This is a genomic window from Streptomyces sp. NEAU-YJ-81 (assembly GCF_017592595.1).
Taxonomy (GTDB): domain Bacteria; phylum Actinomycetota; class Actinomycetes; order Streptomycetales; family Streptomycetaceae; genus Streptomyces; species Streptomyces hygroscopicus_B.
In genome coordinates, this window is sequence record NZ_JAGFNO010000018.1 from 30,375 (window position 1) to 49,249 (window position 18,875).

Genomic DNA, 18,875 nt, shown 5'->3' on the forward strand with positions numbered 1-18,875 from the left:
GCTAGCGGCCCGTACTCACCCGGTCCCGCACCGTCTCCCCCTCTCCGGGCAGCCCGTCCTCACTGTGAGACCCGCCCTCGCCGTGAGACCTGTCCTCACCGTGAGCCCCCTTCTCGCCGCGAGGCCCGCCCTCGCCCCCGCACCGGCCGTCGGCGTCGCTGCCACTGGCGGCATCCGTGCCAGTCCCGGCGTCCGTGCGGCTTCCGGCCGGCGCGGACTCGCCCTCGCTCAGCCCGAACCGCGTGTGCAGCCGACGGAGCGGGCCAGGGGCCCACCAGGTGGCCCGGCCGGTCAGCTTCATCACCGCCGGCACCAGCAGACCGCGCACCACCATCGCGTCCATCAGCACGGCCAGGGCGATACCCAGCCCCAGCATCTTGGTGTTGGTGACCCGCGAGGTGCCGATGCCCACCATCACCACGGCGAGGATCAGCGCCGCCGCCGTGATCAGGCCGCCGGTGCGCCGCAGTCCGAACTCGACCGCCGCCTGATGGTCCCCGGTGCGGTCGTACTCCTCCTTGATCCGGGAGAGCAGAAAGACCCCGTAGTCCATGGAGAGCCCGAAGGCGACGCAGAACATCAGGACGGGCAGGGTGGTCTCGATATCGCCGGAGGTGGTGAAGGAGAGCGGACCGGACAGATGCCCGTCCTGGAAGACCCACACCACGGCGCCGAACATGGCGGTCAGACTGAGCGCGTTGAGCAGCACCGCCTGAATCGGTATCAGCACGCTTCCGGTGAGCAGGAAGACCAGCAGCAGGGTGACGGCGACGATGATGCCGGCGGCCCAGGGCAGCCGGTCGCCTATGGAGTCCTTGGTGTCCACCAGGACGGCGGCGGTGCCGGTGACCGAGGTGGTGAATGGCGGCTCCTGGGCGCGGATCGTCCGCACCAGGTCCTGGCTGGCGGCGTCCACGGCCTCGCCCTTGGGCAGCACGGTGATGTCGGCCGAGCCACCGGCCAGACGCGCGGCCTCCGCCGGCCCCGGCTCGGCCACCCGCCGCCCGTCCGTGAACCGGCCCGCCGGGCCGTCCACCCGCAGCACCTGGGGGAGGGCGGAGACCTTGGCGCTGTAGTCGGCGAGGGCCTTGGTGCCGGTCCCGCCCTCGGCGAGGACCTCCACCGCGCCCCCGGGACCGCCGGGGAACCCCTCCCGGATGTGCTGCTGCACCACATGGGACTCGGCGCTCGACGGCAACTGACGGTCGTCCGCGGTGCCGAACTCCACCCTCAGGAACGGCAGTCCCAGCGCGACCAGACCGGCGACGGTGGCCAGCGCGAACAGCGGGGCGCGCCGCATCACCAGCCGGGCGAGCCGCGCCCAGCCCGCTCCGGGCTCACCCTCGCGGGCCGGGCGGCCACGGCGCAGCAGGCGGGTGAGGTCCAGTGCGTTGACCCGGTCCCCCAGAAGGATGAGCGCCGCGGGCAGGACCACCAGGGCGGCGGTGGCGGCGATCAGCACCACCGCGATCCCCGCATAGGCGAAGGAGCGCAGGAAGTACTGCGGGAAGACGAGCATGGCGGAGAGCGAGGCGGCGACGGTCAGCGCCGAAAAGAGCACGGTGCGCCCGGCGGTGCGCAGCGTGGTCGCGACGGCGGGCAGCTTCTCCGCGCCCTGGGCCAGCTCCTCCCGGAAGCGGCGCACGATGAACAGGGCGTAGTCGATGGCGAGTCCGAGGCCGAGCGCGGTGGTCAGATTCTGCGCGAAGACCGAGACATCGGTGAACTCGGTGAGCCCGCGCAGCACCGCGTCGGTGCCGAGGATGGCGATGATGCCGACGCCGAGCGGAAGCAGGGCGGCCACGGCGCTGCCGAAGACCATGACGAGCAGCACCAGGGTGATGGGCAGGGCGATCATCTCGGCCCGCAGCAGATCCTCCTGGATGGTGGTCTGCAGCTCATGGCGGACCGCGACCATCCCGCCGACCGACACCTCGACCGGGCCATGGGCGCCCCGGTAGTGGGGCGCTATGCGCTCCAGCGTCTTGCCTGCGGCGGACTCGTCGCCCACGATCCGCGCGGCGATGATCGCCTCGCCCCGGTCACGGGCCCGCAGTGAGGGCGCGCCGGTGGCCCAGTACGAGGTGACACCGGTGACCGCCTGCTCATCCGAGAGCTTCTTGGCGAGGGCCCGGGCCTCGGCGGCGACGGCCGGATCGTCCACGGTCCTGCCGCCGCTGTCGACGAGCAGGATCAGATTGGGCTGGGAGGCGGGGAAGCGCTTCTCCAGTGCCTTGGTGGCATACGAGGACTCGGCCGCCGGGTCCTCCCAGCCGCCGCTTCCCAGCCGGTCGGCGACCCCGCTCCCCGCCACGACGGCCAGCGCCGTGAAGACCAGAGCGATCAGGAGGGACAGCCGCGGCCGCGCGGTGACCAGGCGCGTCCACCCTCCGATCCGGTCCCCGGGTGGGCGGTTGACATCGGTCATGGCGCGGTGTCCCCTTCATCTGTGCCCCATGCCGCCACCCACACGTCCGTAGGCAGCATGGGTCGCTGATTACCATGGGCGGTAAACACGAGCGACCGCTCGCGTTTCTCAAGAATGCGAGCGGGCGCTCGTGTTTGTCAATCGAACACGGAGAGCCGGGGAAAACAGGTGAGCGAGAGCAAGGTGGATCAGCGCGACGAAACAGCGAAGCCGCGCCGCAGACAGGCGCGCGGTGAGCGCCGGATCCAGCAGCTACTCGACGCCGCCGCCCATGTCTTCTGCCGCACCGGCTACACCTCGGCGAGCACCAACGCCATCGCCCGCGAGGCCGGGGTCTCCCCCGGCACGCTGTACCAGTTCTTCCCGAACAAGGAGGCCATCGCCGTCGAGCTCGGCGAGCGCCTCAACCGCCGGATGGTGGAGACCCACGGGACGGTCTTCACGCCCGAGAACGTCGCGCTGCCCCTCGGCGAGCTGCTCGACACGGTCCTCGACCCGATGATCGAGTTCAATTGCGCGAATCCGGCCTTCCTGGCCCTGATCCAGTCCTCCGACGCACCGGGCCGGCTCCTCGAAGAGCACGCCGAACTGCACGACGCGATCCAGGACCGCATCAGCGAGCTGATCGGCGTCCGCAACCCCGACCTCTCCCCCGAGCGCCGCGCCCACACCACCACCATGGCGTTCGCCCTGTTCAAGGCCGGACTGACGCTGATCCTCGGCCATGAAGGCACGGAACGGGAGGCCTACGTCGCGGAGTTGAAGACCGCCCTGTACGGCTATCTCGCCCCGGTGCTCGGCACCGAGGGAGTCAGCGCCCGCCCCTGACCCCCACACCACACCCTCTTCACCCACCCCTCGTCCGCTCCGGACCGGGGAGGAGTGCGCGCGGGCGCGGCACACCCGTCACGGACCGGCGCACCACCGGCTTCCATCGATACCCCCTAGGGGTATAAAGTGGGGATCGTCAGGAGACGCTGAGGCATTCCGGTGCCTCCTGCGCACCGACCGTCACGCTCACCCCACACAGGAGAAACCCCATGAGCTCCGAGGCTGTCACCACCGTCTACCAGGTGACCGGTATGACCTGCGGCCATTGCGAAGGCGCCGTCTCCGAGGAGATCGGCGCCCTCGACGGCGTCACCTCCGTCAAGGCCGTGGCGTCCACCGGCCAGGTCACCGTGATCTCGGCCGCTCCGCTGGACGACGAGACCGTCCGCGCCGCCGTGGACGAGGCGGGCTACGAGCTCACCGGCCGGGCGGCCTGAGCGAGCCCCCACCAAACCTCCGCCGGACCGTACCGCCCTGCTCATACAGTCGCCGTACGGCCCGGCCCTCCTCCCAGGAGACCAGACATGACCAGCACGGCACCCCCCGCCGGGGCCGCCACCGACCCCACGGCGACGGCCGGCGAGCCCTCTCAGGTCCAGCTCGCCATCGGCGGTATGACCTGTGCGTCCTGCGCCGCGCGTATCGAGAAGAAGCTCAACCGCCTCGACGGCGTCACCGCCACGGTGAACTTCGCGACCGAGAAGGCCAAGGTGTCCTACGGCGCGGGGATCGAGGTCGCCGACCTGATCGCCACCGTCGTCAAGACCGGGTACACCGCCGAGGAACCGCGCCCCGCCCTGCCCGAGCCCCGCACCCCCGGGGACGCCGGCGCACCGGAGACCGACCCGCGCGGCGAGGCCGGACCGGACCCGCTGCGCCACCGCATGCTCGTCTCCCTCGCCCTGTCCCTGCCCGTCGTGGTGCTGGCGATGGTGCCGTCGCTGCAGTTCGACAACTGGCAGTGGCTCTCGCTCACCCTCGCCGCGCCGGTCGTCGTCTGGGGCGGCGCGCCCTTCCACAAGGCCGCCTGGACGGGTGTCCGGCACGGCGCGGCCACCATGGACACCCTGGTCTCCATCGGCACCCTCGCGGCCCTCGGCTGGTCCCTGTGGGCGCTGTTCTTCGGCCACGCGGGCATGCCGGGAATGCGCCACGGCTTCGATCTCACCGTCTCCCGGGCAGACGGGTCGTCCTCGATCTATCTGGAGGCGGCCGCCGGGGTGACCACCCTCATCCTGCTGGGCCGCTTCCTGGAGGCGAAGTCCAAGCGGCGGGCGGGCGCCGCGCTGCGCGCGCTGCTGGAACTCGGCGCCAAGGACGTGGCCGTACTGCGCGGGGGTCGGGAGGAGCGGATCCCCGTAGGCGAGCTGGCGGTCGGCGACCGCTTCGTGGTGCGCCCCGGCGAGAAGATCGCCACCGACGGCACGGTGGTCGAGGGCTCCTCCGCCGTGGACGTCTCGATGCTGACCGGCGAATCGGTGCCGGTGGACGTGGTGGCGGGCGACACGGTGGCGGGCGCGACCGTCAACACGGCGGGCCGGATCGTGGTCGAGGCCACCCGCGTGGGCGCGGACACCCAGCTCTCGCGCATGGCCAAGCTGGTCGAGGACGCGCAGAACGGCAAGGCCGAGGTGCAGCGGCTCGCCGACCGGGTCTCGGGGATCTTCGTGCCGATCGTGCTGCTGATCGCCGTCGGCACCCTGCTGGGCTGGCTGCTCACCACGGGCGAGACGGCCGCCGCCTTCACCGCGGCCGTGGCCGTCCTGATCATCGCCTGCCCCTGCGCCCTGGGCCTGGCCACCCCGACCGCGCTCATGGTCGGCACCGGCCGCGGCGCCCAGCTGGGCATCCTGATCAAGGGGCCCGAGGTGCTGGAGTCGACCCGCCGGGTGGACACCGTCGTCCTGGACAAGACCGGCACGGTGACGGCCGGACAGATGCGGCTGCGCGGGGCCGTCACAGCACCTGGTGTGGACGAGGAGGAGCTGCTGCGGTTCGCGGGCGCCCTGGAGCACGCATCGGAGCACCCGATCGCGCGCGCCATCGCGGGCGGCGCGGCCGAGCGGATCGGCGACCTTCCGACACCCGCGGACTTCCGGTCCGAGCCCGGCCTCGGCGTCCAGGGCACGGTGGACGGTCACGCGGTCCTGGTCGGCCGCGAGAAGCTGCTCGGCGCATGGGCCATCGAACTGCCCGAGGACCTGGCGACCGCCAAGGCGGCGGCCGAGTCGGAGGGGCAGACGGCGGTCGCGGTGGCCTGGGACGGTAAGGCGCGCGGCGTCCTCCTGGTGGCCGACGCCATCAAGGAGACCAGCGCCGAGGCGGTCGCCCAGTTGCGGGCGCTCGGCCTCTCCCCGGTACTGCTGACCGGCGACAACAGGCTCGTCGCCGAGGCGGTGGCCCGCGAGGTCGGCATCGACGACGTCATCGCCGAGGTGCTGCCCCAGGACAAGGTGGACGTCGTGAAGCGGCTGCAGGGCGAGGGCCGTACGGTCGCCATGGTGGGCGACGGGGTCAACGACGCGGCCGCCCTCGCCACCGCCGACCTCGGGCTCGCGATGGGCACGGGCACGGACGCGGCCATCGAGTCCGGGGATCTGACACTGGTCCGGGGCGACCTGCGGGTGGCGGCGGACGCGATCCGGCTGGCGCGCCGGACGCTCGGCACCATCAAGGGCAACCTCTTCTGGGCCTTCGGCTACAACGTCGCCGCGCTGCCGCTCGCGGCGGCCGGACTGCTGAACCCTATGATCGCGGGAGCGGCCATGGCGTTCTCGTCCGTGTTCGTGGTGACGAACAGTCTGCGACTGCGGGCCTTCACAGCGTCCACATAGATTCACCAAGTCCCCATAAGCCGCACAACACCCATACAGCAGAGCCTCGATCTTCAAATCGAGGCTCTTGCCCTTTTATGGCCCATATGGCAAGAGACGCAGATCACACACAACCCAACGTAACCATCGAGGGGGGTCGCGAGTCTAATGGGACGGTGGGGATTCGTCTTGGGGGACGTATCCCGCTACGCGTAGCCGGGACGACGTACTCGGGGAGCTTTGAGCGGCCCTCCCGTAGGTACGCGTCCCGGCGGATCGCGTCACCATACGGCCCGCAAGGGCCCGTAGACACCCGGCCGGATCCCGTGGGGGGAATCCGCTCCGGGGCAAGGGAAGCGCCCCGCTCCGACCCGTGGGGGGATCGGAAGCGGGGCGCTTCTGGCTTTCTTTTAAGGCTCGGTTCGCCTCCGGGGCGCAAAAGTCTCCCCCAGCTACCGCTGGGAGGTGCCCCCGGCCGGTCGGCCCAAGCACCCGGAGCCGCGAAGTGCCCCCGACCGGCCAGGACGGGGGCACAGGAGAACGCGAGTGTTGCCCTAGCGCTCCTCGACCGGGACGAAGTCGCGCTCGACGACGCCCGTGTAGATCTGGCGCGGGCGGCCGATACGGGAGCCCGGCTCCTTGATCATCTCGTGCCACTGGGCGATCCAGCCCGGCAGCCGGCCGAGCGCGAACAGCACGGTGAACATCTCGGTCGGGAAGCCCATCGCCCGGTAGATCAGACCGGTGTAGAAGTCCACGTTCGGGTAGAGCTTGCGCTCGACGAAGTAGTCGTCCGCGAGGGCGTGCTCCTCCAGCTTGAGCGCGATGTCGAGCAGCTCGTCGGACTTGCCGAGCGCGGAGAGGACATCGTGCGCCGCCGACTTGATGATCTTCGCCCGGGGGTCGAAGTTCTTGTAGACGCGGTGCCCGAAGCCCATGAGCTTCACGCCGTCTTCCTTGTTCTTCACCTTGCGGATGAAGGTGTCGACGTCGCCGCCCGAAGCCTGGATGCCCTCGAGCATCTCCAGCACGGACTGGTTGGCGCCGCCGTGCAGGGGGCCCCACAGCGCGTTGATGCCCGCCGAGATGGAGGCGAACATATTGGCCTGCGAGGAGCCGACCAGCCGGACCGTGGAGGTCGAACAGTTCTGCTCGTGGTCGGCGTGCAGAATCAGCAGCTTGTCGAGCGCGGAGACCACGGTCGGGTCGAGGTCGTACTCCTGCGCGGGGACCGAGAAGGTCATCCGGAGGAAGTTCTCGACATAGCCCAGGTCATTGCGCGGGTACACAAAGGGGTGACCGACCGACTTCTTGTACGCATACGCGGCAATGGTCGGCAGCTTGGCCAGCAGCCGGATCGTCGAGAGGTTGCGCTGCTTCTCGTCGAAGGGGTTGTGGCTGTCCTGGTAGAAGGTCGACAGCGCGCTGACCACGGAGGACAGCATCGCCATCGGGTGGGCGTCCCGCGGGAAACCGTCGTAGAACCGCTTGACGTCTTCATGCAGGAGCGTGTGGCGGGTGATCTCCCCACGGAAGGCCGCCAGTTCATCGACGGTCGGCAGCTCCCCGTTGATCAGCAGGAAGGCGGTCTCCACGAAGGAGGCGCGCTCCGCCAGCTGCTCGATCGGGTAGCCGCGGTATCGCAGGATGCCCTGCTCACCGTCCAGATAGGTGATCGCGGATTTGTACGCGGCGGTGTTGCCGTAACCGGAATCCAGGGTCACCAGACCGGTCTGGGCACGCAGCTTGCCGATATCGAAGCCCTTGTCGCCGACAGTGCTGTCGACCACCGGGTAGGTGTATTCGCCGTCCCCGTACCGCAGTACTACAGAGTTGTCGCTCACGTCATCCCTCACCGACGTCTGGTTCTCTTCTTCGAGGTGCCCTGACTCCCCCCACCTTCCCCTACTCGGGTAGAGAACGTGCACTCGGGGTCGGCTGAAGAGCCTTTTGGCGGCACTCAGTGCCGCCTTCACGGCCATCCTGCCCCGATCGTCATCGTTCGGAAACCCTCTTGACACGCTCGACTGTCACATCGCCGCCGAGTCGGTGATCCAGCGCGGTACAGCGCCTCCCCGCCGAGACGGTGCGCACCGCCTGCCCCAGCGCGCGGCGCGAGCCGACCAGCACCACAAGGCGCTTGGCACGGGTCACCGCCGTGTACAGGAGGTTGCGCTGCAACATCATCCAGGCCCCGGTGGTCACCGGAATCACGACGGCCGGGTACTCACTGCCCTGTGACCGGTGGATGGTCACCGCATAGGCATGAGCCAGCTCGTCCAGCTCGTCGAAGTCGTACGGTACCTCCTCGTCCTCGTCCGTCCGCACGGTCAGCCGCTGCTCATCGGTGTCGAGTGAGGTGACGACGCCAACCGTGCCGTTGAAGACCCCGTTGGCCCCTTTCTCATAATTGTTACGGATCTGGGTCACCTTGTCGCCGACCCGGAAGACCCGGCCGCCGAGACGGCGCTCCGGGAGGTCCGGGCGGGCCGGGGTGATGGCCTGCTGAAGCAGTCCGTTGAGCGTGCCCGCGCCCGCCGGGCCGCGGTGCATCGGAGCCAGAACCTGCACGTCACGGCGGGGGTCGAGACCGAACTTGGCGGGGATGCGGCGGGCCGCGACATCGACCGTGAGCCGCCCGGCCTCCTCGGTGTCGTCCTCGACGAAGAGAAAGAAATCCGACAGGCCCTGGGTGACCGGCGGCACCCCCTCGTTGATCCGGTGGGCGTTGGTGACCACCCCGGACTGCTGGGCCTGGCGGAAGATCCGGGTCAGCCGCACCGCCGGGACGGGGCTGCCGGGGGCCAGCAGATCGCGCAGCACCTCCCCGGCGCCCACGCTGGGCAGCTGGTCCACATCCCCGACGAAGAGCAGATGGGCACCGGGCGGGACCGCCTTGACCAGCTTGTTGGCCAGCAGCAGATCGAGCATCGACGCCTCGTCGACCACCACCAGATCCGCGTCGAGCGGGCGGTCCCTGTCATACGCCGCGTCCCCGCCGGGCTTGAGCTCCAGCAGCCGGTGGACGGTGGACGCCTCGGCGCCGGTCAGCTCGGACAGCCGCTTGGCGGCCCGGCCGGTGGGCGCCGCGAGCACCACCTTCGCCTTCTTGGCGCGGGCCAGCTCCACCACGGACCGCACGGTGAAGGACTTGCCGCAGCCCGGCCCGCCGGTGAGCACCGCGACCTTCTCGGTCAGCGCGAGCCGCACCGCCTGGCTCTGCTCGGGCGCCAGATCGGCCCCGGTGCGGCTCGCCAGCCAGTCCAGCGCCTTGCCCCAGTCCACATCCCCGAAGGCGGGCAGCCGGTCCTCCTGGGTGCGCAGCAGCCGCAGCACCTGGCCGGCGAGGGAGATTTCGGCGCGGTGGAAGGGCACCAGATAGACGGCGGAGACCGGCTCGCCGTCCGCCGGGCCCGGGACCGGCTCGCGCACCACGCCCTCGTCCTCGGCCGCGAGCTCTCCCAGGCAGTCGATGACCAGACCGGTGTCCACCTGGAGCAACTTCACGGCGTCCGCGATGAGTTGCTCCTCGGGGAGATAGCAGTGGCCCTGGTCGGCGGACTGGGACAGCGCGTACTGCAGGCCGGCCTTCACCCGGTCGGGGCTGTCATGCGGAATGCCGACCGACTGGGCGATCTTGTCGGCGGTGAGGAAGCCGATGCCCCAGACGTCGGCCGCCAGCCGGTACGGCTCGTTCTTCACGACCGAAATCGACGCGTCGCCGTACTTCTTGTAGATCCGCACCGCGATGGAGGTGGAGACACCCACCCCCTGGAGGAAGACCATCACCTCCTTGATGGCCTTCTGCTCCTCCCAGGCCGCGGCGATCATCTTGGTGCGCTTGGGGCCGAGGCCCGGGACCTCGACCAGCCGCTCGGGCCGCTCCTCGATGACATCGAGGGTGTCGACGCCGAAGTGCTCGGTGATCCGGTCGGCGATCCGGGGGCCGATGCCCTTGATCAGCCCCGAGCCGAGATAGCGCCGGATGCCCTGGAGGGTGGCGGGGAGGACGGTCTGGTAGTTCTCGACGGTGAACTGCTTGCCATATTGCGGATGGGAACCCCAGCGGCCCTCCATCCGCAGTGACTCGCCCGGCTGGGCGCCCAGCAGCGAGCCGACGACGGTCAGCAGATCGCCGGAGCCCCGGCCGGTGTCGACCCGCGCGACCGTATAGCCGTTCTCCTCATTGGCGTAGGTGATCCGCTCCAGGACCCCTTCGACCACCGCGAGTTTGAGCATGCCCCGACCGTACCGCCGGGAGCCGACAGGCGGTTCGGGCCTGTGGACAACGCCTGTGGACAGCGCCCGCGGGGAAGAACGGGGCCGTGGGCCCCACGGCGGAATATCACGATCCGGTTTCACCGGCGGCCGACCCCTTGCCCTCCGTCGATGTAATCGATTCCAATCCATGTAATCGATTCCACAAGGAGGTGGACGATGCCGGCCATCAAGGACGTGGCGCGGCGTGCCGGGGTCTCCGTCGCGACGGTCTCACGGGTGCTCAATGACCACCCCTCCGTTCGCCTGGACACCCGTGAACGGGTGCTCGCCGCGGTCGCCGACCTCGGCTATCGCCCCAACGCGGTGGCCCGCTCGCTGCGCACCGATCAGACCCGGACCCTGGGGCTGGTCATCAGCGATGTGCTGAATCCCTTCTTCACCGAGCTGGCCCGCTCGGTCGAGGACGCCGCCCGCGAGCTGGACTACAGCGTGATCATCGGCAACGCCGACGAGCGGCCCGAACTCCAGGACCACCATGTGCGCACCCTGATGGACCGCCGCATAGACGGACTGCTGGTCAGCCCCACCGACGGCGGCTCCCCGATGATGCTGGCCGCCGCCCGCGCCGGCACCCCCATGGTCTTCGTCGACCGCTGGATCGAGGGCGAGGGCCTGGACGCGGTGCCGGTGATCCGCACCGACGGGCGGGGAGCCATCCGCGATCTGGTGGACCATCTGTGCGCCCTGGGGCACCGCCGGCTCGCGATCATCGCGGGTCCGGCGGCCACCACGACCGGCCGCGAACGGGTGGACGCCTTCCGCTCCGCGCTGCGCGAGTTCGGTCTGGCGCTGTCCGAGGACCACATCGGTCAGGGGGACTTCCAGGCGGACAGCGGCCGCCGGGTGACCGCCCGCTTCCTCGATCTGCCGCAGCCCCCGGACGCGATCTTCGCCGCGGACAACCTGATGGCGCTCGGCGCGATGGACGAGATCCGCGCGCGGGGGCTGCGGGTGCCGGACGATGTGGCGCTCGCCGCGTTCGACGACATCCCCTGGTTCGTCCACACCGATCCACCGATCACCGCCGTCGCCCAGCCGACCGGAGCGCTCGGCCATGCCTCCGTACGCGCGCTGATCGACCTCGTCGAGGGGCGGCCCGCCGATTCGGTGACCCTGTCCGCCCGTCTGGTCACCCGCCGCTCGTGCGGCGAGCCCGAAGGGAGCAAGCCATGAGTGCCGAGTCCGAGCGGTCCTCCCCCGTCGGGGCGGAGCTGCTGCGCATGGAGGGCGTCCGTAAGACCTTCCCCGGGGTGATCGCCCTGGACGGGGTGGACTTCGATCTGCGCCGGGGCGAAGTGCACGTCCTCCTGGGCGAGAACGGCGCGGGCAAGTCCACGCTGATCAAGATGCTCTCCGGCGCGCACCGCCCCGACGGGGGCCGGATCCTGGTCGACGGCGGCCCGGTGCGCATCAACAGCGCGCAGGACGCCGAGCGGCTCGGAATCGCCACCATCTACCAGGAGTTCAACCTCGTCCCGGACCTCACCGTGGCCGAGAACATCTTCCTGGGCCGCCAGCCGCGCCGCTTCGGCATGATCGACCGCAAGACCATGGACGAGCGCGCCGCCGAGCTGCTGGCCCGCGTCGGGGTGGACGTCTCGCCCCGGACCCGCGTCCGGGACCTCGGCATCGCCCGGCTGCAGATGGTGGAGATCGCCAAGGCGCTGAGCCTGGACGCCCGCGTCCTGATCATGGACGAGCCGACCGCCGTGCTCACCACCGAGGAGGTCGACAAGCTCTTCCGGATCGTGCGCACGCTGCGCGCGGACGGGGTGGGCGTCGTCTTCATCACCCATCACCTGGAGGAGATCGCCGCCCTGGGCGACCGCGTCACCGTGCTGCGCGACGGCCGCAGCGTCACCCAGGTCCCGGCCACCACCGAACAGGACGAGCTGGTGCGGCTGATGGTGGGCCGCTCCATCGAGCAGCAGTACCCACGGGAGCGCACGGACGCCGGTGACCCCCTGCTCAAGGTCCGGGGGCTCACCCGGAACGGCGGCTTCCAGGACATCGGCTTCGACGTGCGCGCCGGGGAGGTGGTGGGCCTGGCCGGGCTGGTCGGCGCGGGCCGTACGGAGGTCGTCCGGGCGCTCTTCGGCGCCGATCCGTACGACTCCGGCTCCGTCGAGGTACTCGGCCGCCCGCTGGCCCGCCATGACGTGGTGGCCGCCATGCGGGCCGGGATCGGCCTCGTCCCCGAGGACCGTAAGGGCCAGGGCCTGGTCCTGGACGGCACCGTGCAGGAGAACCTGGGCCTGGTCACGCTGCGCGCCGCCACCCGCGCGGGGCTCGTCGACCGGGCCGCTCAGCGGAGCGCGGCGGCCGGTGTCGCCGAGCGGCTGGCCGTCCGGATGGCCGGGCTCGACCAGCGGGTGCGCACCCTCTCCGGGGGCAACCAGCAGAAGGTCGTCATCGGCAAGTGGCTGCTCGCCGACAGCAAGGTGCTGATCCTCGACGAGCCGACCCGCGGTATCGACGTGGGCGCCAAGGTCGAGATCTACCAGCTCATCAACGAACTCACCGCGTCCGGCCACGCCGTTTTGATGATCTCCAGCGATCTGCCCGAGGTGCTGGGGATGAGCGACCGGGTCCTGGTCATGGCCCAGGGCCGGATCTCGGGCGAGCTGACCGCGCGGGAAGCGACCCAGGACGCCGTGATGGCCCTGGCAGTGAAGGACGTCAAGGGCGCCGACGAAGGAGTCGGCGGCAACGAAAAGGAGGGCTCCCGTGGCCACTGACACGCTTACGAAGGACCCCGGGGGCTCGGCGGTGCTGCGCCGCGTGCTGCTCGACAACGGCGCCCTGAGCGCCCTGGTGCTGCTGGTGGCGGCCATGTCGCTGCTGTCCGGCGACTTCCTCACCACCGGCAATCTCCTCAACGTCGGCGTCCAGGCGGCGGTCACCGCGATCCTCGCCTTCGGCGTCACCTTCGTCATCGTCTCCGCGGGGATCGATCTGTCGGTCGGCTCGGTGGCCGCGCTGTCCGCCACCGTGCTCGCCTGGTCGGCGACCTCACAGGGGCTGCCGGTGTGGTTCGCGGCGCTCCTGGCCGTCGCCACCGGTGTGGCCTGCGGTCTGGTCAGCGGGGCGCTGGTCTCCTTCGGGAAGCTGCCGCCGTTCATCGCCACGCTCGCGATGCTGTCGATCGGCCGCGGCCTGGCCCTGGTGATCTCCCAGGGCAGCCCGATAGCCATCCCGGAGTCGATGTCCGGCCTCGGCGACACCATCGGCGGCTGGCTGCCCATCCCGGTGCTCGTGATGATCGGTATGGGGCTGATCACCGCGGGTGTGCTGGGCCGTACGTACGCGGGCCGCGCGATGTACGCGATCGGCGGCAACGAGGAGGCCGCCCGGCTCTCCGGGATCCGGGTGACGCGCCAGAAGCTGGTCATCTACGCGCTCTCCGGCGGCTTCGCGGCCGTCGCGGGCATCGTGCTCGCCTCCCGGCTGTCCTCCGCGCAGCCGCAGGCGGCCGTCGGCTACGAACTCGACGCGATCGCCGCGGTCGTCATCGGCGGCGCGAGCCTGTCCGGTGGCGTCGGTAAGGCGTCCGGCACGCTCATCGGCGCGCTGATCCTCGCGGTGCTGCGCAACGGGCTCAACCTGCTGGAGGTCTCTCCCTTCTGGCAGCAGGTCGTCATCGGTGTCGTCATCGCGCTCGCGGTGCTGCTGGACACGCTGCGCCGACGCGCCGGGGCCAGCCCGGGCGCGCCCGGGGCCGCGGCGGGCGGATCGTCCGGTGGCGGCCGTAAGAAGGCCGTCAACGCGGGCAAGTTCGCGCTCGCCGCCGTGGTCGTCGCCGCCATCGCCGTCGGCGCCTCCGTCTGGCGCTCCGGCTCCTCCGGGGGCGCGTCCACCAAGGTCGGGCTGTCGGTCTCCACCCTCAACAACCCCTTCTTCGTGCAGTTGAAGGCGGGCGCCCAGGAGGAGGCCAAGCGCGCCGGGGTCAGCCTTACGGTCACCGACGCCCAGAACGACGCCTCCCAGCAGGCCAATCAGATCCAGAACTTCACCAGCCAGAACATGAAGTCGATCATCATCAACCCGGTCGACTCCGATGCCGCGGGCCCGTCCGTCCGGGCCGCCGACAAGGCGGGCATCCCGGTGCTGGCCGCCGACCGTGGCGTCAACAAGGCCGAGATCGCGACCCTGGTGGCCTCGGACAACATCACGGGCGGCAAGCTGGCTGCCAAGACGCTCGCCGAGCGGCTCGGAAAGAAGGGCACGATCCTGGTGCTGCAGGGCACCCCCGGCACCTCCGCCTCGCGTGAGCGCGGTAAGGGCTTCGCGGAGGGCCTCAAGGCGTACCCGGACATCAAGGTCGTCGGCAAGCAGACCGCCGACTTCGACCGGGCCAAGGGGCTGGATGTGACCACCAATCTGCTCCAGGGCCACCCGGGCATCGACGGGATCTTCGCCGAGAACGACGAGATGGCGCTCGGCGCGGTCAAGGCGCTCGGCTCCAAGGCGGGCAAGTCCGTCGACGTCGTCGGCTTCGACGGCACCCCGGACGGGCTCAAGGCCGTCGAGAGCGGCAGCCTCGCCGCGACCGTCGCCCAGCAGCCGAAGGAGTTGGGCCGGATGGTGGTGCGGAATGCCGTCAAGGCGGCCAAGGGGCAGAAGATCGACGGCACGGTGAAGGTGCCGGTGAAGGTCGTCACTGCGAAGTGACAAACGAAAGGACGTGCGGATGCACGACTACGACCTGCTGGTCGTGGGGTCGGCCAACGCCGATCTGGTGATCGGAGTCGACCGCCGCCCCGGGGCCGGCGAGACCGTCCTCGGGTCGGACCTCGCGGTCCACCCGGGCGGCAAGGGGGCCAACCAGGCCGTCGCCGCCGCCCGACTGGGGGCCCGGACGGCGCTGCTGGCCCGGGTCGGCGACGACGACTACGGCCGGCTGCTGCTGGATTCGCAGCGGACGGCCGGGGTCGACACCGTCGGCGTCCTCGTCGGCGGCGCGCCCACCGGGGTCGCGCTGATCACGGTGGACCCCTCGGGTGACAACAGCATCGTGGTCTCCCAGGGGGCCAACGCCCGGCTGACCCCCGGCGACGTCCGGGCCGCGGCGAGCCTGCTGGCCGCGGCGCGGGTGGTCTCGCTGCAGTTGGAGATCCCCCTGGAGACGGTCGCCGAGGTGGTCCGCGCGGCGGGCGCGGGCTTCGGCGGCCGCCCCGGGCCGCGGGTGGTGCTCAACCCCTCGCCGACCGCGCCGCTGCCCACCGATGTGCTGGCCGCCTGCGATCCCCTGGTGGTGAACGAGCACGAGGCGCGGTTCCTGCTGAGCGACGCCCCGGTGGGGTCCTCCGACGACCCCGAGGAGTGGGCCGACGCCCTGCTGTCGCGCGGTCCGCGCTCGGTCGTGGTGACCCTGGGCGCCGAGGGCGCGCTGGTCGCCGACGGCGACCGTACGGTGCTGGTACCCAGTCCCGCGGTGACGGCCGTGGACACCACGGGCGCCGGGGACGCCTTCACCGGCGCGCTCGCCTGGCGCCTCGGCGTCGGCGACGACCTGCCGACCGCGGTGCGGTTCGCGGTGCGCGTGGGCGCCGCCGCGGTGACACGGGCCGGGGCGCAGGCGTCCTTCCCGAGCGCCGAGGAGGTGGCGGCGCTGTGAAGCGATCCGGGATTCTCAACCGCCATCTGAGCGCGGGCATCGCCCTGTTGGGCCACACCGACACGGTGATGGTGTGCGACGCGGGCCTTCCGATACCGGACGGGCCGTTCGTGGTGGACCTCGCCTTCACGGCCGGGGTGCCGTCGTTCGAGCGGGTGCTCACCGGGCTGCTGGACGAGCTGGTGGTCGAACGGGCCACGGCGGCGCGGGAGGTACGCGACCACAACCCCGAGGCGACCGCCCTGCTCGACGGCCTCTTCCCGGCCCCTGCGCTGGATCTGGTCCCGCACGAGGAGCTCAAGACGATGACGGGACGGGCGAGGCTGGTGGTGCGTACGGGGGAGGCGCGGCCGTACGCGAATGTGCTGCTGCGGTGCGGCGTGCCGTTCTGAGGCGTACGGCGCGCGGTCGTCCCCGGGAGCGCGGTGTGACGCGGGCGTCCGGGGGCGCGGTGTGACATTTCGAGGGGCCCGGCCGTGGTCCGGGCCCCTCGTTTTCCCCTCCCAGGGCTTCCTCTCGAATCCCCCCCGGATCCCCCCCAGGAAGCCCGATGCCAGGTACGACCCGCCAAGGGCGGGAACGGTTGCACGGCGATCGGCGAAAGATTTTTCCGGGGCGCGACAACCTCGGGTGGGGCCGCACGTCTGGTGGGATGAAGGCGGGTTCCGGAACGGGTCCTTCGGGCCCTCGGTACGCGCCTCCCCATCAGCGTTCGCTCAATCCTTTCGGGAGTCGTTCCGTATGCAGCACGACCGCGCCAAGAAGCCCAACCGCCGTCTGCGCCCCTGGATCCTGGGGTCGGCCGCAGGCATCGCCCTGATCGTGGGCGGGGGCATCGCCGCCCAGGCGGCCACCGGCGACCACTCCGGCCCGGCCAAGCCGGCCCCGTCGGCGACCTCGAAGCCGGAGCCCACGAAGGCGCCCACGAGCGCGCCCGAGCCGACCAAGCCCGCCCCCACCCCGCCGTCCACCAGCGTCCCCGAGCCCACCAAGCCCGCCCCCACGAAGCCGCCGACCAGCAAGCCCGCGCCCACGAAGCCCGCCCCCACCGAGCCGCCCACCAGCGTGCCGGAGCCCACCAAGCCCGCCCCCACCGAGCCGCCCACCAGCGTGCCGGAGCCCACCAAGCCCGCCCCCACCAAGGCCGGTCGCTAGCCGCAACCACGGATGCGGCGGGGCCGGTTCCGGAGCCGGCCCCGCCCCACCGATGAGGTGAACGAGGACGATGCAGCTCACTCTTGTCCTGCCCTGGTGGACCCGGCTGCTCCGCCGCGCCCGGACGACCGCCTCGACGCCGCCGGTGGAGACGGCGCGCGCCGGGCGGCGGCTGCGGGCGCTGAGGCCGGTGGGCGGCCGGGGAGACGGGGAGCCCGGCCCCACGCTGGCCGACCTGTACCAGGCCCGGCGGCTGGACATGATCCGGCTGGCGGTCTTCCTGGTGGACGACCTGCACACTGCCGAGGACGTGGTCCAGGACGCCTTCGCCGCCGTCTGCCGCCGGCATGGCTCACGGCTGGACAGCCTCCAGGACGCGCACGCCTATCTGCACACCGCCGTGGTCAACGCCGCCCGCTCGGTGCTGCGCCGACGGCGTACGGCACGCGCCTACACCCCGCCGTACCAGGGGCCGGGAGCGCCGGTGGACGAGCCGCTGCTGCTCGCCGAGGAACACCGGCAGGTCCTCGACGCGCTGGCCGAACTCACCGCGCGCCAGCGCGAGGTGCTGGTGCTGCGCTACTGGTCGGAGCTGACCGAGGCCCAGATAGCCGAAACGCTGGGCGTCTCCCGAGGCACCGTGAAGTCGACCGCGAGCCGTGCGCTCGTCACTCTGGAAAAGCTGCTGGAGGCGGCCCGATGAGCACTCCCCCACCCGTCGAGGACCGGTTGCGCGCCGCGCTCGACGCCCGTGCGCGGCTCATCGACGCCCACGAGCTGTCGCCGTACCGGCCGCCCACCGGCCCGGCCTGGGGCACCCGGCGGATCCGGCGGGTCGTGTCCGCCGTCGCCGTGGCGGCGGCAGCGGCGGCGGCCGTCGCCTTCCTGCTGCTGTCCGGCTCCCCGGAGGACAACCGTCCGGCCCCGCCCGCCCGCGACCCCCGCACCTCCCCTCCGGCCACCTCGGTCCCCTCGTCCAACACGGGGACTCCGACCCGGCCCTCCCCCACCTCCCCCACCTCTCCGCCCGAAACCCCGCCCTCGACCTCCGTCCCCACCCAGCCCTGACGCGGTCGCCTCGCACGCCCCCGCCACTGGCCCCGGGACCATCCCTCCGACGCCCCTGACCCCCGAGCACCCCAGCGCCCCGAGGGCCCTACTGCGAACCGGTTGAGCCCGGCTCCTTGCCGTGCTCGGTGATGACGGCCTGCTGGAGCGTGATGAGTCTGTCGGGTCCACGCGCTGGATGATCAGCCGCGCTCTCGGTCAGTCCCGGGTAGCACCCTCCGGCCAGATCACCCGAGACCGGACACCGGTGCGCTCGGCGTAGGCCACGGCATCGGCCGTGCCGCCGTACCCCCGGGCTGGCTGCCCGTCCCAAACAGCAACCAGCTCGTCCACCAAGCCCACCAGAATCTCGCTTCCGGCCATGTGGGCCCGGGAATCTGACTCCACGATGCCCGTGCGGTGGATGTCGGCGGCTTGTTGGATGAGACGGTCATACGTCTGGTGATGCTCCTCCGGCAGGCCCTCGCGGTACTTCTCCGCAGGGACCACCACTTCAAGACGGCCACCAGCCTCCAGCACCAGCTCAGCGAACCAGGCGTCCGGGCCGTCGGCGATACACGAGACCCCGATCAGGTCAGGACCGTAGCGCGTAAGTTCCTCTTGAAGGGCCCGGCGGACCAATCGCTCCGTCTCTGGGGGAAGACCGCGGTGGCCGGTGATGCCGAGGCGCATGGGCCGCTCC

At 71.2% G+C, this 18,875-nt stretch carries 15 protein-coding genes; 11 read left to right on the forward strand and 4 right to left on the reverse strand.

Annotation, left to right across the window (positions count from 1 at the left end):
* Position 1: 1 nt before the first annotated feature.
* A complete protein-coding gene (locus J5X86_RS31040) occupies positions 2-2,428 on the reverse strand; it encodes an MMPL family transporter (RefSeq protein ID WP_208520021.1) in 2,427 nt (808 codons plus the stop codon).
* A 168-nt stretch (positions 2,429-2,596) separates the two neighbouring features.
* Here J5X86_RS31040 and J5X86_RS31045 point away from each other — a divergent pair, with 168 nt between their 5' ends.
* The 3 genes from J5X86_RS31045 to J5X86_RS31055 all read left to right on the forward strand — a co-directional run bounded on the left by J5X86_RS31045 (position 2,597) and on the right by J5X86_RS31055 (position 6,093).
* The gene (locus tag J5X86_RS31045; RefSeq protein WP_208520022.1) at positions 2,597-3,256 is read left to right on the forward strand and encodes a TetR/AcrR family transcriptional regulator; all 660 of its coding nucleotides are present in this window, start codon (positions 2,597-2,599) and stop codon (positions 3,254-3,256) included.
* Between the two features lie 212 nt (positions 3,257-3,468).
* The gene (locus J5X86_RS31050; RefSeq protein WP_014060816.1) at positions 3,469-3,696 is read left to right on the forward strand and encodes a heavy-metal-associated domain-containing protein; all 228 of its coding nucleotides are present in this window, start codon (positions 3,469-3,471) and stop codon (positions 3,694-3,696) included.
* An 87-nt stretch (positions 3,697-3,783) separates the two neighbouring features.
* A complete protein-coding gene (locus tag J5X86_RS31055) occupies positions 3,784-6,093 on the forward strand; it encodes a cation-translocating P-type ATPase (protein WP_208520023.1) in 2,310 nt (769 codons plus the stop codon).
* A gap of 533 nt (positions 6,094-6,626) precedes the next feature.
* On the opposite strand, the gene J5X86_RS31060 is transcribed toward J5X86_RS31055, so the two are convergent.
* Together J5X86_RS31060 and J5X86_RS31065 are read right to left on the reverse strand one after the other, a co-directional pair.
* Positions 6,627-7,916 carry a citrate synthase gene (locus J5X86_RS31060; RefSeq protein WP_078641523.1) on the reverse strand — a complete coding sequence of 430 codons (1,290 nt, stop codon included), beginning with the start codon at positions 7,914-7,916 and terminating at the stop codon, positions 6,627-6,629.
* Between the two features lie 151 nt (positions 7,917-8,067).
* The gene (locus tag J5X86_RS31065; protein WP_208520024.1) at positions 8,068-10,311 is read right to left on the reverse strand and encodes an ATP-dependent RecD-like DNA helicase; all 2,244 of its coding nucleotides are present in this window, start codon (positions 10,309-10,311) and stop codon (positions 8,068-8,070) included.
* A 198-nt stretch (positions 10,312-10,509) separates the two neighbouring features.
* Between J5X86_RS31065 and J5X86_RS31070 the strand changes: the two genes are divergently transcribed.
* The 8 genes from J5X86_RS31070 to J5X86_RS31105 all read left to right on the forward strand — a co-directional run bounded on the left by J5X86_RS31070 (position 10,510) and on the right by J5X86_RS31105 (position 18,193).
* Positions 10,510-11,526: a LacI family DNA-binding transcriptional regulator gene (locus J5X86_RS31070; RefSeq protein WP_208520025.1), complete on the forward strand. Its 1,017-nt coding sequence runs from the start codon at positions 10,510-10,512 to the stop codon at positions 11,524-11,526.
* Entirely contained in the window at positions 11,523-13,091 is a 1,569-nt protein-coding gene (locus J5X86_RS31075; RefSeq protein WP_208520026.1) for a sugar ABC transporter ATP-binding protein, read from the forward strand. The genes J5X86_RS31070 and J5X86_RS31075 overlap by 4 nt, the downstream gene beginning before the upstream one ends.
* Positions 13,081-15,024, forward strand: coding sequence for a substrate-binding domain-containing protein (locus J5X86_RS31080; protein ID WP_208520027.1), 1,944 nt, complete (start codon positions 13,081-13,083; stop codon positions 15,022-15,024). The genes J5X86_RS31075 and J5X86_RS31080 overlap by 11 nt, the downstream gene beginning before the upstream one ends.
* 19 nt (positions 15,025-15,043) lie before the next feature.
* Entirely contained in the window at positions 15,044-15,970 is a 927-nt protein-coding gene (rbsK, locus tag J5X86_RS31085) for a ribokinase (protein WP_208520028.1), read from the forward strand.
* A complete protein-coding gene (rbsD, locus tag J5X86_RS31090; RefSeq protein WP_208520029.1) occupies positions 15,967-16,362 on the forward strand; it encodes a D-ribose pyranase in 396 nt (131 codons plus the stop codon). Before rbsK ends, rbsD begins: the two co-directional genes overlap by 4 nt.
* Positions 16,363-16,711: 349 nt before the next feature.
* Positions 16,712-17,125: a hypothetical protein gene (locus J5X86_RS31095; RefSeq protein ID WP_208520030.1), complete on the forward strand. Its 414-nt coding sequence runs from the start codon at positions 16,712-16,714 to the stop codon at positions 17,123-17,125.
* Between the two features lie 70 nt (positions 17,126-17,195).
* Entirely contained in the window at positions 17,196-17,828 is a 633-nt protein-coding gene (locus J5X86_RS31100) for a SigE family RNA polymerase sigma factor (protein WP_208520031.1), read from the forward strand.
* Positions 17,825-18,193, forward strand: coding sequence for a hypothetical protein (locus J5X86_RS31105; protein WP_208520032.1), 369 nt, complete (start codon positions 17,825-17,827; stop codon positions 18,191-18,193). The genes J5X86_RS31100 and J5X86_RS31105 overlap by 4 nt, the downstream gene beginning before the upstream one ends.
* 198 nt (positions 18,194-18,391) lie before the next feature.
* Here J5X86_RS31105 and J5X86_RS31110 read toward each other — a convergent pair whose 3' ends face one another.
* The gene (locus tag J5X86_RS31110; protein WP_208520033.1) at positions 18,392-18,865 is read right to left on the reverse strand and encodes a hypothetical protein; all 474 of its coding nucleotides are present in this window, start codon (positions 18,863-18,865) and stop codon (positions 18,392-18,394) included.
* Between the last annotated feature and the right edge of the window lie 10 nt (positions 18,866-18,875).

What these genes read in the sequence shown, in the direction of transcription:
- J5X86_RS31040 (WP_208520021.1), bottom strand. Translation starts at nt 2,428, where the DNA reads ATGACCGATGTCAACCGCCCACCCGGGGACCGGATCGGAGGGTGGACG.
- J5X86_RS31050 (WP_014060816.1), top strand. Translation starts at nt 3,469, where the DNA reads ATGAGCTCCGAGGCTGTCACCACCGTCTACCAGGTGACCGGTATGACC.
- J5X86_RS31055 (WP_208520023.1), top strand. Translation starts at nt 3,784, where the DNA reads ATGACCAGCACGGCACCCCCCGCCGGGGCCGCCACCGACCCCACGGCG.
- J5X86_RS31065 (WP_208520024.1), bottom strand. Translation starts at nt 10,311, where the DNA reads ATGCTCAAACTCGCGGTGGTCGAAGGGGTCCTGGAGCGGATCACCTAC.
- J5X86_RS31070 (WP_208520025.1), top strand. Translation starts at nt 10,510, where the DNA reads ATGCCGGCCATCAAGGACGTGGCGCGGCGTGCCGGGGTCTCCGTCGCG.
- J5X86_RS31075 (WP_208520026.1), top strand. Translation starts at nt 11,523, where the DNA reads ATGAGTGCCGAGTCCGAGCGGTCCTCCCCCGTCGGGGCGGAGCTGCTG.
- rbsK (WP_208520028.1), top strand. Translation starts at nt 15,044, where the DNA reads ATGCACGACTACGACCTGCTGGTCGTGGGGTCGGCCAACGCCGATCTG.
- J5X86_RS31095 (WP_208520030.1), top strand. Translation starts at nt 16,712, where the DNA reads ATGCAGCACGACCGCGCCAAGAAGCCCAACCGCCGTCTGCGCCCCTGG.
- J5X86_RS31100 (WP_208520031.1), top strand. Translation starts at nt 17,196, where the DNA reads ATGCAGCTCACTCTTGTCCTGCCCTGGTGGACCCGGCTGCTCCGCCGC.
- J5X86_RS31105 (WP_208520032.1), top strand. Translation starts at nt 17,825, where the DNA reads ATGAGCACTCCCCCACCCGTCGAGGACCGGTTGCGCGCCGCGCTCGAC.
- J5X86_RS31110 (WP_208520033.1), bottom strand. Translation starts at nt 18,865, where the DNA reads ATGCGCCTCGGCATCACCGGCCACCGCGGTCTTCCCCCAGAGACGGAG.